The sequence below is a fragment of the Geothrix sp. 21YS21S-2 genome (assembly GCF_030846775.1).
In the GTDB taxonomy this organism is placed as follows: domain Bacteria; phylum Acidobacteriota; class Holophagae; order Holophagales; family Holophagaceae; genus Mesoterricola.
Map to the genome: position 1 here is coordinate 1853597 of NZ_CP132910.1, position 15768 is coordinate 1869364.

The following is a 15768-nucleotide window of genomic DNA, read 5'->3' on the forward strand; positions in this document are numbered from 1 at the left end:
CGGCGGGGCGGATCGGCCGTTGGGCGGCCGTGCCGAGCGGTTTGCCCGATACGCTGTTTTCATGGATGCTGTGCCATCGCCCCGAATCCAGGGAAACCCATGCGGCAGGAACTGATCACCCCGACCATCCTCAAGCGCGTCTCCAGCCGCGCCAACCTGGCCATCATCCTCCTGGTCGGGGGAATGTTCTGCCTGTTCCGCTTCACCCTCGGCCCGCCGGGGGTCTCGGTGTCCGAGATCGTCTTCCCCTTCGTCCTGCTCCTGGGGCACCTGGCCTTGGCCCCCTTGCCCTGGCAGTGGACCGGCGACGACGCGCCCATGACCGGGCTGGGGCGGGGCATCGTGCAGTCCCTCCTCTTCAACGTCCTCTGGGTGACCCTCATCCTGAGCGTCCCCCAGGTGGCGGGCCCGCGGCGGCCCCGGGACTTCCGCGAGCCTCCCCCCATGACCGGCCCGGAGGGGCCGCCCCCGGAACACGGCGGGCCCGGCAGGGAGCGCAGGACCTCGCCCATCGTCGGCCTGGCCCTGGTGAACGTCTCCTTCGCCCTGGTCTTCGGCTGGGTCTTCGCCGACAAGGAGGCCACCGAGGCCCGGGAACGCAGCATGGCCGGCCTGCTGCGCCAGTCGAGGTCCCGGGCCCTCCAGAACCAGCTCGAGCCCCACGTCCTCTACAACGCCCTCAACGGCCTTTCCGAACTGGTGCACGAGGACCCCCTGGCGGCGGAGGAGATGATCGCGCGCCTCGCGGACCTGTACCGCATGCTCACCCATCACTCCGAGGCCGACTTCGTGCCGCTCATGAAGGAGCGCCTCCTGGTGGAGGCCTACCTGGCCATGGAGGAGATGCGCCTGGGCGAGCGCCTCAGGGTCGAATGGGAGTGGCCGGCCTGGGCCGACGTGGTGATCCTGCCGCCCCTCCTCCTCCAGCCCCTGGTGGAGAACGCCATCAAGCACGGCATCAGCCCCTGCGAGGCGGGCGGGGACCTGCGGATCTCCTGCGCCCGGGAGGGCGGGTCCGTGGCGCTGAGCGTGGCCAACACCGGCATGGCCCTGGGCGCGGAGCCCCGCAAGGGCGTGGGCCTGGCCAACCTGGAGGCCCGGCTCGAACTGTGGATGGAGGGCGCCGGCGCCTTCACCCTTGCCCAGGACGAACAATGGACCGTGGCGGAAGTCCGGTGGAGGGAGAAGGCATGAGCAGACTGCGTGTGGTCGTGGCGGAGGACGAGGCGCTGAGCAGCAAGCGCCTGGTGCGGCTCCTCCAGGAGGCGGGCTGCGAAGTGGTGGCCACGTTCGCGGAGGGCGGGGGCCTCGCCCAGTGGCTGAAGCGCCCCCAGGACGTGGACGCCCTGTTCCTGGACATCCACATGCCCAACCTGGACGGCCTGGCCATCCTCAGGTCCGTGGAGGGTCGCATCCCCGCGGTGCTCACCACCGCCTTCCCGGAGCACGCCGTGGAGGCCTTCGATTCCGAGGCCACCGACTACCTCCTGAAGCCCATCACCGCCTCGCGCCTGGAGCGGGCCCTGAAGCGCATCGAGGCCCGCAAGGGCTCCGAAGTGCACGCCCTGGCCTCCCCCGTCCCGCACCACGGCCCCCTGCGCTACCCGGTGCAGGCCGGGGAGGGCATCGTGCTGGTGGACCTGGGCAAGACCACCCACTTCGAGGTGGACAACGAGGTGGTCTACGCCCATGCCGGCGCCCGCATGCGCACCCAGTGGACGAGCCTGGGGGAGGTGGAGGCGGCCTTCCCGTCGGCGGGCATGCTGCGCATCCACCGCCACCTGCTGGTGCGCCCCGAGGCCGTCATCGGCCTGCGCCCCTCCTCGGGAGGGCGGGCCATCATCCGCCTGGCGGGGGGCGGGGAGCTCGAGGCGAGCCGGGGCGGCGCGCCGCGGCTGCGCGAAAGGCTGGGGCTCTGACCCGTCCGGCGGCGCACCGGGGACGCAGGGCGGCAGACCCGCGCCATTGGCCGCGAACGCGTGACCTGGCGGCTCCAGGGACGCACCTTGAATGGGAGGAGGCACCATGATCCGCACCACCCTTCTGACCCTCGCCCTCGCGGGCGGACTCTGCGCCCAGCAGCCCCCGCCGCAGGGCCCCATGGAGGACTTCCACGGCGGCGAAGGCATGGGGCGCCCCGGCCCCGGGATGATGTTCAGGAACCTGGGTCTCACCCCCGGCCAGGAGAAGGCGGTCAAGGCCGTCCTGGACAGGCGTCAGAAGCCCCCCAGGGCCGGGCGCGACGCCGAGGAGGCCCTGCGCGCCGCCGCCGAGGACCCCGCCGCCACCGAGGCGCAGCTGCGCGCCCTGCACGCGGCCGCCGGCGAGGCCCGGCTCCGGGAGCTCCTGGACCGCCACGCCCTGGCCGTGGAGCTCGACGCCATCCTGACCCCGGAACAGCGGGCCAAGGCCCGCCGCATCCGCGAGAACATGCGCAAGGAGATGGAAGCACGGAGGTCCCTGATGGAGGACCTGGGCGGCCCCCCGCCGCCCCGCCGCGGAGAGCCTGGGAAGTAGGGCTCAGAGCACTCCGCGGCGCCGCTGGTCCAGCTCGATGGAATCGTACAGGGCCTGGAAGTTCCCTTCCCCGAAGCCCATGTTCCCCCTGCGCTGGATGATCTCGAAGAACAGCGGCCCGATCTGGTCCTCGCTGAAGATCTGCAGCAGGTAGCCGGAGGCGTCGCCGTCGATCTGGATGCCCAGGGCCTCGATGGCCCCGAGGTCCTCGGTGACCTTGTAGCCGCCCTTCTCGATGCGCCCGGGCAGGAGCTCGTAGTAGGTGCGCGGAACGGCGAGGAACTGGAAGCCCTGGGCCCTGAGCACGGCCAGGGTCTCCTGGATGTTGTTGGTGGACATGGCGATGTGCTGGACGCCCTGGCCATGGTGGCGGTTGACGAACTCCTGGATCTGGCTCTTCCCGTCGGTGGGCTCGTTGATGGGGATGATGACCCGGCCGTTGGCGCTCTGGACGACCTTCGAGTTGAGCCCGGTGCCCAGGTGCCCGCGGATGTTGAATGTGCGCGTCACGGCGAACCCGAAGACCCGCTCGTAGAAGTCCACCAGCGGCTCCAGCTCGCCCGGGCCGACGTTGTTGGTGAGGTGGTCCACGCGCACCAGGCCGGGTTCACAGAGGGGCAGGCCCGGATCGGGGTGGAGGAAGGGCCAGAAGGGCTCCACGTCCCCGGAGCGCTCCACCAGGTAGTTCAGCACGTCGCCCACGCCCTTGATGGCCGCGAAGCGCAGGGTGCCGCCGCCGTGGTGGTGGGTCTCGGGCTCGAGCATGACCTTGGCGCCGTTGTGGCGGGCCGTGGCCAGGGCGCGGTCCAGGTCGGCCACCTGGAAGTTCAGGGCGCAGACGCCCTCGCCGTGGGTGTGGAAATAGCGTCCGGCCCAGTGGGTGTCGTCGGCCTCCAGGATGAGCACGTCCATGCGGTTCTGGCGCAGGTGCACGAGCCGGCCCCAGGGGGCCTTGCCGGAGGCCACCCGTGAAAAGCCCAGGCGCCGGTAGAGGGGTTCGAGCCGGTCCAGGACCCCGGTCATCTGGAAGTGGTCGATGCGCTCGATCCCCAGGGGGTTCGTGGCGGCCCGGCCCGTGGGGGTGGAAAGGGCGAAACTGGTCTTGGGCATTCATGACTCCGTTCGGAGGAACCCAGGATCATAGCAGCCCGCGCAGAGATTGAGACAGGTTCGCCGCGGAGTTTTTTCGGCGCTACACTTCTGGGGTCCGATTCCCCCCCACCCAGGTGAAACCATGAAATTGACCAATGAATCCAGCCTCTTTCCCCTGCGCAAGGGCCGGATCACCCGCCAGGCGCACGTGGACCTGCCCGAGGGCACCTTCGAGGAGGAGTTCGCCCGGCAGGGCTTCTTCGGGCGCACGAGTCATTTATACAGGACCCACCCCACCACCGCCTGGACCCGCATCGAGGGGCCCCTGCGGCCCCGCAGCTACGACCTGAACAGGCTCCCTCCCGCGGGCCCCTTCGAGCCGGTGTGCTTCCTGCGCAACGAGGACGTGGCCCTGCACTGGGTGGCCGCCGGGACCATGGATTTCTTCTACCGCAACGCCGACGGGGACGACGTCTACTACATCCACGCGGGCGGCGGACGCCTGGAGACCACCTTCGGGGTGCTGGACTACGCCCGGGGCGACTACCTGGTGCTGCCCCGGGGCACGACCTACCGGTTCCTGCCTTCGGCCGGGCCCCAGGCCTACCTGCTCATCGAGAGCGCCGGGGAGATCACCATCCCGGACCGCAACCAGCTGGGTCCCAACGCCATCTTCGATCCCGCCATGATCGACACGCCGGAGCTGGAGCCCCCCGCCGAACCCGAAAGGGAGTGGGCCGTGCACATCAAGCGCCGCAACGTCATCACCCGCGTCTACTACCCTTTCAATCCCAACGACGTGGTGGGCTGGAAGGGCGACCTCACGGTGTGGCGGATCAACGTCAAGGACATCCGCCCGGTGGTGAGCCCCCGCTACCACCTCCCCCCCAGCGCCCACAGCACCTTCCTGGGGCGGAACTTCGTCATCTGCACCTTCCTGCCCCGCCCCTTCGAGGAGGAGCCCGGGGCCATGCGGGTGCCCTTCTACCACTCGAACATCGACTACGACGAGGTCCTGTTCTACTCCGACGGCAACTTCTTCAGCCGGGAGGGGATCGGTCCCGGGATGGTCACCTGGCATCCCCAGGGCATCCACCACGGCCCCCACCCCAAGGCCATCCCCGCCTCCCGCCTGAAAGACCGGACGGACGAAGTGGCCGTCATGGTGGACGCCTACCACCCCCTGGAAGCCACGCCCGCGGCGGCCGCCGTGGAGAACGAGGCCTACTGGTCCAGCTGGAAATAGGACCCGCTCGCAGGTTCCACCGCTTCATGAGAGAATTCCGATCCGTTCATTTCTGTCGGGTTGGAGGCATCGTGGAGAACCGTAACATCCTGATCGGTCTTGGGACCGGGCTCGTGGCAGGCTTCCTGCTGGGCTACGGGACGGGCGTCTATTTCACCACCACCAGCGGCCACAACCACCCCCCGGCTCCGCCCGCCGCGGCCGCCCCCCCCGCCGGCATGCCCCCCATGGGCATGGGCCAGGTGGACGCCTTCGCCCGCATCGCCGCCACCAAGTCCGCCCTGGAAAAGAACCCCAAGGACTTCGACGCCCTGGTGCTGCTGGGCAACGACTATTTCGACACCCACCAGCCCCAGCTCAGCGTGGACGCCTACGCCAAGGCCCTGGCGCTCGACCCCAAGAACCCCAAGGCCCCCGACATCCTCACGGACCAGGGCGTCATGTACCGCGAGCTGAAGGCCTACGACAAGGCCCTGGCCAACTTCAAGCAGGCCGGGAAGCTCGATCCCAACCACCTGCCCAGCATGCTGAACATGGGCATCGTGTACGCCACGAACCTCAACGACAAGGCCGCCGCGAGGAAGATCTGGGCGAAGATCGTCGAGATCGCTCCGGAGAGCCCCCAGGGGCAGCAGGCCAAGCAGTTCCTGACGGGAATCTAAAGCATCGACCGCCGCCCGGCGAGCCGCCAGGCCTCGGCGAGGTCCTCGCGCTGCAGCGCCACGTGGATCGCCCGCTCCAACCCCTCCGCATCCCCGGGGTCGTCCCGGACGGCAGGGGCCTGGGCGGGGTCGGGCAGCTCCGCGGAGTTGGCCAGGCGCCCCAGGTCGTTGCCGGTGAGGATCCGGCTGCGCTTCAGGGCCTCCGGCAGGGCGTCGTAGCCGATGGGGCGGCCCGTGGGCTTGGCCACCTGGAGGATCGCGTGGCCTGAGGCCCGGGTGTAGAAGGCCCCGCCATTGCGTCCTACGAGGTCCAGGCGGTCCGGATGCAGGTCCAGGCAGTCCTCCCGCACGTGGAAGGCCAGGACCTCGCCGATGAGCATCAGGCCCGACCCGGGGCCCGAGCCCAGTTCCACCTCCCGGTGCAGGCGGCATTCCATCTGGAAGGGCGACTCGCCCACCAGCGCCGGCGCCACGAACCGCGCCGGAAGGGGCGTGAGGCCGGACTTCACGAACTCGTCCACGTCCCCGGGGTACTCGGCGCTGGCCACGTTCACCTGCTGGAGCATGGCGAAGCTCACGGCCGCGATGACGAATTCGCGGGTGGAAGTGGCGTTGAGGTAGGTGTCCTTGACCGTCCCGTCCCGGGCCCTGCGGTTGGGGGCAAAGGCCACCATGGGCGGGTTGCTCCCGAAGGCGTTGAAGAAGCTGAAGGGCGCAAGGTTCCTCTCCCCCCTCGCCGAGACGGTGCTGGCCAGGGCGATGGGACGGGGGCCCACGCCGCCCGTGAGCAGGGCGTTGGTGGCGGCGGGGTCCAGGTCCGCCGGCAGGATCGTCTTCACGGCAGCGGACTCCGGGGCCCCATGGCCACCAGTTCGGGCGGGAGGGCGATGCCCTCGGCCCGGGCCACGCTGTTCTCCAGGCGGCCCAGGCCCTGGACCTCCAGCACCACGAAATCCCCGTCCTTCAGCCACAGGTCCTCGGTGACCTTGGAGCCGTTGAGCTCCAGGAGGCAGCCGGTGCCCACGGTGCCGCTGCCCACCACCTCGCCGGGGTTCACCTGCACGCCGTAGGAGGTGCGCTGGAGGATCTGCGCGAAGGTCCAGTTCATGGAGGAGGCCTCGCCGTCGCTCAGGAGGCGGCCGTTCACCGAGGCGGTCATGCGCGCGCGGAGCACCCGTCCCTGGGGGCTGGGCTCCAGGGGAAGCTCGTCGCAGGTCACCAGCCAGGGCCCCAGGCTCGTGGCGAAGTCCTTGCCCTTGCAGGGGCCCAGGCTGAGCTTCATCTCCTCCATCTGGAGGTGGCGGGCGCTCCAGTCGTTCATGACCATGAAGCCGAAGATGGCCTCGTCGGCCTCGGCCAGGGTGGCGTTCTTCAGGGGGCGGCCGGTGACCACGGCCACCTCCAGCTCGTAGTCCAGGCGGTTGAGGTGGTGCTCCAGCACCTCCACGGGGCCGGGGCCCGTCACCGCCTGGTGGTTCGTGAAGTAGGTGACGGGGAAGTGGTCGAACTCGGGGATCATCTCCAGCCCGCGGTTGCGCCGGGCGGTGGCCACGTGCTGGCGGAAGGCGTAGCCGTCCCGCATGGACACGGGCCTGGGCACGGGGGCCAGGAGCGTCACCTGCCCCGCGTCCAGGAAGGCGGCGCCAGGGGCCTTGGCCGCCAGGGCCCGGGCCAGGGGCATGAGGGTGTCCTGCCTCCGGATGAGGGTGAGCATGTCCACGGCCAGGCGCTTGTCGCCCGCATGGAAGTCGAGGATGCGCCCGCCGCCGGTGACGGCGCCGATGCGCTCCTGTCCGTTGTGCAGAAAGGTCACCAGCTTCATGGGCACTCCTGGGGCAAGTCTAGACCAGACTGAGACTCACCGGCAGTCGAATTCGCAACTCTCCGGCGTGGTACAGTTCCCTACCCCCTTGTCCGGAGATGCCCGTGGCCACGCCCCCTGTGGAACAGTCCCCCCTGAACCAGATCGTCCAGCCTTTCATCGACCTGGTGCACGCGCCCAGGGCCCTGTGGGCCGTGAACCTGCTGAGCTTCCTCGAGGGGTTCGTCTACTTCGGGATGGTCATCTACCTCCACATGTACTTCAACCAGTACGGCGGCCTGTCGGATCCCAAGGCGGGGCTCATGGTGGGCTTCCTCACCTGGGGCATCACCATCTCCATGCTCTTCTTCGGGGGCCGCGCCGACGCCTGGGGCCTGCGCAGGACCTTCATCATCTCGCTCTGCATCATGTTCGCCGGACGCGCGCTGCTGGCCCTGGCGCCCTACCTGGGCCTGCGGGGCGGCGGCTTCCTGACGCCCTTCGCCCTGACGGGAGCCCTGGCCATCACGTTCGTCATGACGGGCTACGGCATGTGCTACCCCGCGGGCTACGCGGCCATCCGCAAGTTCACCACCCCGGCCACCGCGGGCATGGGCTACGCCATGCTCTATGCGGTGATGAACCTGGGCGGGTGGCTGCCCACCTTCATGACGCCCGTGCGCACCCACTGGGGCATCCGGGGCGCCTTCGTCTTCTACTCGGCCGTCACCCTCGTGAGCCTGGCGGCCCTGATGCTCCTCCTGAGCCGGAAGACCGAGAGGGAGGCCCTGGCCGCGGGCCTCGCGGCCCAGGAGGCGCCCCCGGCCCCCGCGGACGCCGCGCCCTCGGGCGGGCTCATGCACTGGCTGCGCAACCACCCCCTGGCCGATCCGAAATTCTCCTTCTTCATCTTCTGCCTGATCCCCGTGCAGACGCTGTTCGCCTACAACTGGCTGCTCTTCGCACCGTACGTGAGCCGGGCCTTCGCGGGCACCTGGGTGGGCACCCACTTCGAGGCCGCCAGCAGCCTGAACACCCTCCTGGTCTTCGTGCTCTGCCCCGTGGTGGCCGCGCTCACCACCCGCGTGAAGGTCTACACCATGATGATCCTGGGCACCGCCGTCATGGCCAGCCCCACCTTCATCCTGGCCCTGGGGCCCACCGCCCTGGGCCTTTTGGCCTACATCGTCCTGATGAGCGTGGGCGAGGCCATGTGGCAGCCCCGGTTCCTGCAGTACGCCGCGGAGATCGCCCCCGAGGGCCGCACCGGCGCCTACATGGGGGTGGCGCAGTTCCCCTGGTTCCTCACCAAGATGCTGGTGAGCTTCTACGCCGGCACGGCCCTCGCCACCTGGTGCCCCGAGGGCGGCCCCGGGCGCACCGGGACCATGTGGCTGATCTTCGGGATGGTTTCCATGCTGACGACCGTCATGCTGATCCTGGCCCGGGGATGGCTGGGAAAGGATTTCAAGACCAGCCGGAACCCCTAGGGGAGACCCAAGGAAAGGACCGGTGAGACCTTTTCCTGCCCTTTCCCCTGGATCCGGTTCATCCCTGTATCAGCAGGGCAGGTGCAGGAATGAGAAGGCGCGCAGGCTACCTGCTTTCGCCGGCCCAGTCCTGCATTTCCCCGGCCGCAATATACAATGAATCGGATCCAGGGGATGGATGGGGATCTTCATGTCGTGAACCGCCCCCCTCATCTGTTCAGGAAGTCCCGCGGTTTCCAGGGGAACCCAATTCAAATGAACGACACATATCCTTGCTGGACCCCACGGACCGCAGCCCGCAGGGCGCGGCCTTGCCCTGTCCCGAGGACTTCAAAACATGCACACTTGCCATTCGACCCTCCGGGGAAACGCTCACCGGTGGCGCCGGGCGGCGCTGGCGACGGTCCTGCTGGCGCCCCTTTCCGCCATGGATCCGGTCCCGCCCGGCCGGACAGCTCCCGTCCCGGCGACCGGTGGCGGGGGCGAAACCGAAGCGCTCATGCGCTCCCTGCTGGCCGAGCTGAAGGGCTTCGGCCTTCCTGACGACAGGAAGGAGAAGGAGGCTCCGGCCGTGGGCGGGATCCTCCACGACCTGACCCTGCGCGGTCTGCACCTGCGGGCCGGCGCCGGTCTCCGGGGCGCCGACCTCCGCGGCGCGGATCTCCGGCGCCTCGACCTTGCCGGCGCGGATCTGCGCGGCGCGGACCTCACCCGGGCCAGGCTGGAGGGCGCCAACCTCACCGGCGCCAGGCTGGAAGGCGCCCGCCTTTTCTGCGCCGACATCGGCGGCGCCATCGGCCTCGATCTGTCCGATACGCGGCTCCATCCCTTCTTCGAGATCCTCGAGGACGAGGACGTCGGCCACGTCAAGACGCTCAACCTGGGCAGGCCCGGGAACGAGGAGCGGGGTCCGGTGCGCAACCTCGCGGCCGGTCCCGATGGCCGCCTGTTCTGGACCCAAGGCGACCATCCGGCCATCGAGAACATGACCGTCACCGGGGTTCGCCACGCCATGCCGCCCGTGGTGGATACCCGCATTCACGCCCTGGTGGCCGACAGCCGCGGCCGGCTGTGGAGCGTGGGCGACCGCATGATCGGCATTTGCAGCTTGGCGAGCGTGAGCCGGGCGATCAGCGGCGAACCCATTCGATTCAGTACCTGGAAGATGGAAATTCCCGCCCGGCCGAATCAGGTGGTTGCAGGGTCGAACGGCGACCTTTGGGTCTCGCTGGCGGAACGGGTCTGCCGCATCAGCCACGATCCTGCCAGCAACACGTTCGGGTTCCGGGACCTGGCCTTCCGTTGCGCGGGGCCGGCGGCCGGCACCCTTGGGATGTCCGGCTCGAACGAAGCGGGCATCGCCTTCGCCGTACCCGAACAGGAAAGGGTGTTCTTCCACCGGGGACAGGGTCAACCGCCGTCCACGTTCGCCCTGCCCCCCGGAAGCCGGCCGCGGCGCCTGGTGCCGGGGCAGGACGGCCGGCTCTGGTTCATACAGGCCGGGCCGCCGGGGATCGGCGAGATCGGCGTGAATGGCAGCGGGTGCAAGGTCCACCTCCTGGACGGCCCGGCCACCCAGCCGCACGGGATCGCCCCCGGGCCCGACGGCTCCATGTGGTTCACCGACACGGCCGGGGAGCGCATCGGACGGATCGCTTCCGGCGGCCGGATCACCTGGTTCCCCCTGCCCCGGGGCAGCCGGCCCCAGGAGATCGTCCCGGCACCGGACGGCCGCATGCTCTTCACCCTGCAGGGCCGGAGCGCCATCGGCTCGATCCGTGCGGCGCTCCGGCCGGCGACGCGGCTGGCGCCTGGCCCCGTCGATCGCCTGGCATGGGAAGCGGCCGAGTCCAAGCAGGGCCCTCGCAAGGCCGCCGCCCTTCCAGCAGGCGGCGACTCCAGCACGTCCTCCACCACCACGTCCTCCTGGGAGGTTCCGGTCTACCACCCCAGGCCGGTTCCTGTCGCGAAGACCCCGAGCCGGGAGGAACGCCACGCCCTGCACCAGCGCAGGCTGGAGGCCGCCGAGAAGGCCCTGCTGGCGCGCCAGGCCCTCGAGCCCAAGGAGGCGCCGGCACCGCCCCCCGGTCCGCCCACGCCCGCCCCCGAAGTCCCCTCGATCGAGCTGGACGCCCTGCTGGACCAGTTGGAAACACAGGCGGTGCTGCTGGCCCCCGGAGCGGTCCGGCACAGCCAGGCCCGCCATTGCGGCGCCTCGGAGGCCAATGGCCGATGGGCCGCGCCCTTCGCGAACCCGCAGGCGCTGGCCGCCCTCATCGCCCGGGGCATGCTGGCTTCGGGGGCCATCGCCAAGGTGACCGCGCCCGACGGAGGCTTTGAAACCGCCTGCGAAAGTCAGGAGATCGTGGGCACCTACCGCGACTGCCAGGGCGTCCACCCCACCCGGTGGTTCCGGGTGATCACGGAGCGGCACATCGTGGAGGACCAGGAGGTTCAGATCGTCATGACCGCCTACCCCATCGCCGAACACTGGCGCTAGGGGATTTTTATCCGGATAAATAACTAGCCTCAAATTTTTACCCGGATAAAATAGTCTCTGGTCAACGGAGACACCCCATGGAAACCCCCTTCCCCCTTTCATGCACCGCCTTCCTGGGCTCGCGGCGGCTCGCCGCGGGGTCCCTGGCCTCGGTGGCCGTGGCGGTGAAGCGCGCCCTGGAGGCCGATCCCCAAGGGTCGGCGCTGGTGTTCGACGACGCCGGCGGCCGGGTCATCGACCTGGACCTCCGGGGCACCGAAGCGGACCTGCTGGCCCGGCTCGCGCCGCCGCCGGAGGCCCCGCGGGGCCGGGGCCGGCCCAGACTCGGGGTGGTGCCCCGGGAGGTGACGCTGCTGCCCCGGCACTGGGAGTGGCTGAACACGCAGCCCGGTGGCGCTTCCGTGGCCCTGCGCCGGCTGGTGGAGGAGGCCCGGCGCGCCCGCAAGGACGTGGACCGGTTGCGATCCGCCCAGGAGGCTGCCTACCGGTTCATGTCGGCCCTGGCTGGCGACCAACCGGGCTTCGAGGAGGCCTCCCGGGCCCTGTTCGCCGGGGACGCCGAACGGTTCGGGGAGCACAGCGCCCCCTGGCCCGCCGATGTGCGCCGGCACGTGCTGTTCCTGGCCGGACCGGCCCTCGGCCGGGATGGGCGCCCCGGACCCGATTCCCAAGGAGGCGAGGATGGATCCGGCATTTGACCGCAAGGCGGCCCTGCGCGCCTACAAGGAGCGCAAGCCCAGGCCCGGCATCTACGCGGTCCGGCACATCGCCTCGGGCCGGGCCTGGGCCGGCGCCGCCAAGGACCTGGACACCACCCGCAACGGCCTTTGGCACGTGCTGGAGGACCGCCGGCACCTGGACCGCAGCCTGCAGGCCGCGTGGGACCACCATGGGGCGGAGGCCTTCGAGTACGTGATCCTGGAGGTGCTTGCCGGGGACCTGGCCCCCTTCGTCCTGAAGGAGACCCTCAAGGAACGCCTGGCGGAGTGGGCGCGCCGCCTGGCGGGTGGGAGTTTCGGCAGCCGGTGAGAAAACGCCCCTGAAGCCGGCCAAAACAGCCATCAGAGGTGAAAACGAGAACCAGGAGCGTGCGGAAAACCACCCTTGAAACCCCTGGCGCAATTCCTGGCGTTTGCGGATTGGGAGGGTTCGAGTCGCAGCGGCGTGACGCGAGCGTTCTTGCGTTACGAGCCGATGGCTTGGCTCACCCGATCTCTCGGGGGGCCAGCGTTTGGCACCATGCAGTCCGGGCCGGCGGAACCCGGATTGACTGACTAGCCAATCAGGTATAACGTGTTAACCAGACACAGTGTGGGGGCCATGGCCAGACCGAAAAGCGAGGACAAGCGCAGCGCCATCCTGGCGGCGGCCACCCGGGTCATTGCCGCCCAGGGGCTGGGGGCGCCGACGGCCGCCATCGCCAAGGCGGCCGGGATCTCCAACGGGTCGCTGTTCACCTATTTCGAGACGAAGCACGAACTGCTCGACCAGCTCTACCTGGACCTCAAAGTCGAAATGGCTTCCGCGGCGATGGCGGATCTTCCCTCCGGCAGCGAACCCCGGACCCAGGTGCTGCATCTGTGGACCCACTGGCTGGAGTGGGCGGAAGCCTGCCCCGAGAAGCGCCGGGCGCTCGCGCACCTGTGCGTGTCGGACGCGATCACGCCCGCGAGCCGCCAGATCGTCGGGGCGTCGTTCGCAAAGGTCCTGGACCTGCTGGAGGGGATCCGCGCGGCCGGTCCCATGCGCGAGGTTCCGCTGGCGTTCGTCCTATCCCTGATGAACGCGCTGGCGGACGCGACCATCGACTTTGCGATCCAGGACCCGGATCATGCCGACGCGCATGGCAGGGCGGCCTTCGAGGCCTTCTGGCGGATGCTCGCCTGATTTTTTTTTGCGCAGTTTATGACTGACTAGACACCCACTCATTCCTGATGCCGCAAAGAAGGGAACCTTTCCCATGCCCAACCTCCCATCCCCTCCGACCGCTCCAAAGGCATGCCTGTTCCGGCAGGGTTGCCTCAGCGGGTCCACCCTGGCATTCCGCGTCCTGGACTCCATCGACGCCCCCGCGGGATCCGCCTGGGACGCCCTGGTGGCGTCGGCGAGCCCGTTCCTTCAGCGCCCCTATCTGCGGGCCGTGGAGGGAGGGCTGCCGCCGGGGGAGGCCATGCGCTACGCCACCTTCCACGAGGGCGAACGGCTGGTGGGGGTGGCCTGCTTCCAGCGGACCCGCTTCCAGGGGAGGCCGCTGGGGGAGCGGTTCCAGGGGGGCCCCGTACTGTCCTTCCTGGCCCGCAACCTGCGCCTTGCCAAGCGTCCCCTGGACTTCCAGGTGCTCGTCTGCGGCAGCCCGATGGCGGCCGGGGAACACGGCTTCCGGTTCGACCCGGCCATCGAGCCCCGCCGGGCGATGGAAGCCCTCCTGGCCGCACTGGCCGTGGTGCAGCGCGAACTGGACGGAACCGGAACCCTCGACGGCGTCCTCATCAAGGATCTGGACGCGGCGTCCAATCCCTTCGGCGAGAGCCTGGGCCGGCACGCGTTCGCGGGGCTGCGCCCGGAGCCCGCCATGGTTCTGCGCCTGGATCCGTCCTGGGATTGCTTCGAGGCCTACCTGGGCTGCCTGGCCTCGAAGTACCGGGTGAAGGCCCGGCGCGCCTATGCCAAGTCCCAGGCCCTGCAGGTGCGGGATCTCGCCGCCGAGGACCTGCCCCGTTTCCAGGATCGCTGGATGGAGCTGTTCGACGCTGTCCACCAGCGGGCTGAAAACCGCCTCGGCAGGCCCACCTTCGCCACCTTCCTGAACCTGCGCCGGACCCTGGGGCCGGAATTCATCCTGCGCGGCTACTTCCATGAAGGCGTGCTGGTGGGCTTCCTCACGGGTTTCGTGTGGGGGGGCATCCTGGAAGCCCATCTGGTGGGTCTGGACTACGCCCTCAACCCCGAACTGTCCATCTACCCGCGCCTGCTCTGCGACTACCTGCACATCGCCATCGCCCGAGGCTGCCGCCAGCTCCACTACGGCCGCACCGCCAGCGAGATCAAGAGCACCCTCGGCGCCGAGCCGTTGGAGCAGGTCTGCTACCTGCGCCACCGCGACTGCGTTCCGAACCAGGCGGCCCGGCTCATCGCGCCCCGCCTGCGGGCGGAATCCACCCCTTTGCGAAGACCCTTCACCCAGGAGTGGTACGGCCTGCACGCGCAGCCCGCCCTCGGCTGAATCCGTTCCCAAACCTTCAGATTGGAATTGAAATGCTCAAACGGTTCGCGATCTTCCTTTCCGTGCTGCTCCTGGTGCTGGGCGGCGCCGGAACATACTTGTCTGAACGTTCCATCGCCCTGTGGCCGGCCCTGACGGCCCATGCGGGCCTGGTGCGCCTCACCGTCGCGTCCATGCTGGCGGGCATGTTGCTGATCACGCTCCTTCAGCGGGTCCCGGTCCTGGGCCACCGCCTGGGGGCCCTGCTCTGGCTGAGCCACGGCTGCTTTGGCCTGGTCTCCACGTTCCTGGTCTACCTTGGGGCGGCGGACCTGGTCCAGGCCCTGGTACGCCTGGCCACGGGCATCCACGTGGGCCCCTGGGCCCTGGGCGTGGCCTCGGCGGCGGCCCTGGGCACCTCCCTGCTGGGCCTGGCCACGGCCCTGCGGCCGGCGCGCACCCGCAAGGTGGAGATCCCCATCCCGCACTTGCCGGCGGCCCTGGATGGCTTCCGCATCGTCCAGATCTCGGACCTGCACCTCAGTCCGACGACGCCCTGGTACCAGGTGGAGCACCTGGTGAACGCCGCCAACGCCCTCCGGCCCGACCTCCTGGCGGTCACCGGCGACCTGGTGGACGCCGAGGCCGATGGGGTGCGGCCCAAGGCGGAACGTCTGGGGGCCATCCGGGCGCGCCACGGCGCAGCATTCGTCACCGGCAACCATGAATACTATTCCGGGCTCGGGCGATGGCTGCAGGTGATCCGGGGCATGGGTTGGCGGATCCTGGACAACGGCCATGCGGTGCTGGAGCATGACGGCGCCCGGCTCGCCGTGGCCGGAATGCCCGATCCCACCGCCGCCCAGACCGGGCAGGGCCCGGACTTGGCCCGGGCCTTGGCCGGCATCCCGCCGGAGGCGGTCCCCATTCTGCTGTTCCATCCGCCCACCGGCACCCGTGCCGCGGCGGCGGCCGGGGTGCGCCTGCAGCTTTCGGGACACACCCACGGCGGGCAGTACTTCCCCTGGAGCCTCCTGGTGCCATCCCTCTACAGGCACGGCAAGGGGCTGTCCAGGGAGGGCGGCCTGTGGGTCTACACCAGTGTGGGCACGGGCGTATGGGGCCCGCCCAACCGGTTCCTGGTGCCGCAGGAACTGACCCTGCTGGTGCTGAGGTCGGCTTCCGGTTCCCTCGACAAGCCCGGATTTGCACAAGGCTGACCCATTTCCCGGTCAGGCCGGGCCAGGAGGCGCCGCAA

At 69.7% G+C, this 15768-nt stretch carries 15 protein-coding genes; 12 read left to right on the top strand and 3 right to left on the bottom strand.

Features of this window, described 5'->3' with window-relative positions:
• Window positions 1–99 precede the first annotated feature (99 nt).
• The 3 genes from RAH40_RS08365 to RAH40_RS08375 all read left to right on the top strand — a co-directional run bounded on the left by RAH40_RS08365 (window position 100) and on the right by RAH40_RS08375 (window position 2517).
• Complete coding sequence (locus RAH40_RS08365; RefSeq protein ID WP_306601637.1) at window positions 100–1194, top strand: sensor histidine kinase; 1095 nt, start codon at window positions 100–102, stop codon at window positions 1192–1194.
• Window positions 1191–1919: a LytTR family DNA-binding domain-containing protein gene (locus tag RAH40_RS08370; protein ID WP_306601638.1), complete on the top strand. Its 729-nt coding sequence runs from the start codon at window positions 1191–1193 to the stop codon at window positions 1917–1919. Before RAH40_RS08365 ends, RAH40_RS08370 begins: the two co-directional genes overlap by 4 nt.
• A gap of 106 nt (window positions 1920–2025) precedes the next feature.
• The gene (locus tag RAH40_RS08375; protein WP_306601639.1) at window positions 2026–2517 is read left to right on the top strand and encodes a Spy/CpxP family protein refolding chaperone; all 492 of its coding nucleotides are present in this window, start codon (window positions 2026–2028) and stop codon (window positions 2515–2517) included.
• A gap of 3 nt (window positions 2518–2520) precedes the next feature.
• On the opposite strand, the gene hppD is transcribed toward RAH40_RS08375, so the two are convergent.
• On the bottom strand, window positions 2521–3627 hold the full coding sequence (gene hppD / locus RAH40_RS08380; RefSeq protein WP_306601640.1) for a 4-hydroxyphenylpyruvate dioxygenase: 1107 nt from the start codon (window positions 3625–3627) through the stop codon (window positions 2521–2523).
• Between the two features lie 124 nt (window positions 3628–3751).
• Between hppD and RAH40_RS08385 the strand changes: the two genes are divergently transcribed.
• Complete coding sequence (locus tag RAH40_RS08385; RefSeq protein ID WP_306601641.1) at window positions 3752–4855, top strand: homogentisate 1,2-dioxygenase; 1104 nt, start codon at window positions 3752–3754, stop codon at window positions 4853–4855.
• A 71-nt stretch (window positions 4856–4926) separates the two neighbouring features.
• Window positions 4927–5517 (top strand): tetratricopeptide repeat protein, encoded by a 591-nt coding sequence (locus RAH40_RS08390; RefSeq protein WP_306601642.1) that lies wholly within the window; start codon window positions 4927–4929, stop codon window positions 5515–5517.
• On the opposite strand, the gene RAH40_RS08395 is transcribed toward RAH40_RS08390, so the two are convergent.
• Complete coding sequence (locus tag RAH40_RS08395) at window positions 5514–6356, bottom strand: flavin reductase family protein (protein ID WP_306601643.1); 843 nt, start codon at window positions 6354–6356, stop codon at window positions 5514–5516. The two genes, RAH40_RS08390 and RAH40_RS08395, sit on opposite strands and share 4 nt — an antisense overlap.
• On the bottom strand, window positions 6353–7339 hold the full coding sequence (locus RAH40_RS08400) for a fumarylacetoacetate hydrolase family protein (RefSeq protein ID WP_306601645.1): 987 nt from the start codon (window positions 7337–7339) through the stop codon (window positions 6353–6355). The genes RAH40_RS08395 and RAH40_RS08400 overlap by 4 nt, the downstream gene beginning before the upstream one ends.
• A gap of 104 nt (window positions 7340–7443) precedes the next feature.
• Between RAH40_RS08400 and RAH40_RS08405 the strand changes: the two genes are divergently transcribed.
• The 7 genes from RAH40_RS08405 (at window position 7444) to RAH40_RS08435 (ending at window position 15730) form a co-directional block, all read left to right on the top strand.
• Complete coding sequence (locus tag RAH40_RS08405; protein WP_306601646.1) at window positions 7444–8808, top strand: MFS transporter; 1365 nt, start codon at window positions 7444–7446, stop codon at window positions 8806–8808.
• Window positions 8809–9307: 499 nt separating this feature from the next.
• Window positions 9308–11308: a pentapeptide repeat-containing protein gene (locus tag RAH40_RS08410; RefSeq protein WP_306601647.1), complete on the top strand. Its 2001-nt coding sequence runs from the start codon at window positions 9308–9310 to the stop codon at window positions 11306–11308.
• 77 nt (window positions 11309–11385) lie between these two features.
• Window positions 11386–12006, top strand: coding sequence for a DUF2239 family protein (locus RAH40_RS08415; RefSeq protein WP_306601648.1), 621 nt, complete (start codon window positions 11386–11388; stop codon window positions 12004–12006).
• Window positions 11990–12337, top strand: a complete 348-nt coding sequence (locus RAH40_RS08420; RefSeq protein ID WP_306601649.1) for a GIY-YIG nuclease family protein — start codon at window positions 11990–11992, stop codon at window positions 12335–12337. The genes RAH40_RS08415 and RAH40_RS08420 overlap by 17 nt, the downstream gene beginning before the upstream one ends.
• 291 nt (window positions 12338–12628) lie before the next feature.
• Window positions 12629–13195: a TetR/AcrR family transcriptional regulator gene (locus RAH40_RS08425; protein WP_306601650.1), complete on the top strand. Its 567-nt coding sequence runs from the start codon at window positions 12629–12631 to the stop codon at window positions 13193–13195.
• Between the two features lie 73 nt (window positions 13196–13268).
• A complete protein-coding gene (locus tag RAH40_RS08430; protein WP_306601651.1) occupies window positions 13269–14531 on the top strand; it encodes a GNAT family N-acetyltransferase in 1263 nt (420 codons plus the stop codon).
• 32 nt (window positions 14532–14563) lie between these two features.
• Window positions 14564–15730, top strand: coding sequence for a metallophosphoesterase (locus RAH40_RS08435; RefSeq protein WP_306601652.1), 1167 nt, complete (start codon window positions 14564–14566; stop codon window positions 15728–15730).
• The last annotated feature ends 38 nt before the right edge of the window (window positions 15731–15768 follow it).

Excerpts from the sequence above, each read along its gene's own strand:
- RAH40_RS08365 (WP_306601637.1), top strand. The coding sequence starts at position 100 with ATGCGGCAGGAACTGATCACCCCGACCATCCTCAAGCGCGTCTCCAGC.
- RAH40_RS08370 (WP_306601638.1), top strand. The coding sequence starts at position 1,191 with ATGAGCAGACTGCGTGTGGTCGTGGCGGAGGACGAGGCGCTGAGCAGC.
- RAH40_RS08375 (WP_306601639.1), top strand. The coding sequence starts at position 2,026 with ATGATCCGCACCACCCTTCTGACCCTCGCCCTCGCGGGCGGACTCTGC.
- hppD (WP_306601640.1), bottom strand. The coding sequence starts at position 3,627 with ATGCCCAAGACCAGTTTCGCCCTTTCCACCCCCACGGGCCGGGCCGCC.
- RAH40_RS08385 (WP_306601641.1), top strand. The coding sequence starts at position 3,752 with ATGAAATTGACCAATGAATCCAGCCTCTTTCCCCTGCGCAAGGGCCGG.
- RAH40_RS08400 (WP_306601645.1), bottom strand. The coding sequence starts at position 7,339 with ATGAAGCTGGTGACCTTTCTGCACAACGGACAGGAGCGCATCGGCGCC.
- RAH40_RS08410 (WP_306601647.1), top strand. The coding sequence starts at position 9,308 with ATGCGCTCCCTGCTGGCCGAGCTGAAGGGCTTCGGCCTTCCTGACGAC.
- RAH40_RS08415 (WP_306601648.1), top strand. The coding sequence starts at position 11,386 with ATGGAAACCCCCTTCCCCCTTTCATGCACCGCCTTCCTGGGCTCGCGG.
- RAH40_RS08420 (WP_306601649.1), top strand. The coding sequence starts at position 11,990 with ATGGATCCGGCATTTGACCGCAAGGCGGCCCTGCGCGCCTACAAGGAG.
- RAH40_RS08425 (WP_306601650.1), top strand. The coding sequence starts at position 12,629 with ATGGCCAGACCGAAAAGCGAGGACAAGCGCAGCGCCATCCTGGCGGCG.
- RAH40_RS08430 (WP_306601651.1), top strand. The coding sequence starts at position 13,269 with ATGCCCAACCTCCCATCCCCTCCGACCGCTCCAAAGGCATGCCTGTTC.
- RAH40_RS08435 (WP_306601652.1), top strand. The coding sequence starts at position 14,564 with ATGCTCAAACGGTTCGCGATCTTCCTTTCCGTGCTGCTCCTGGTGCTG.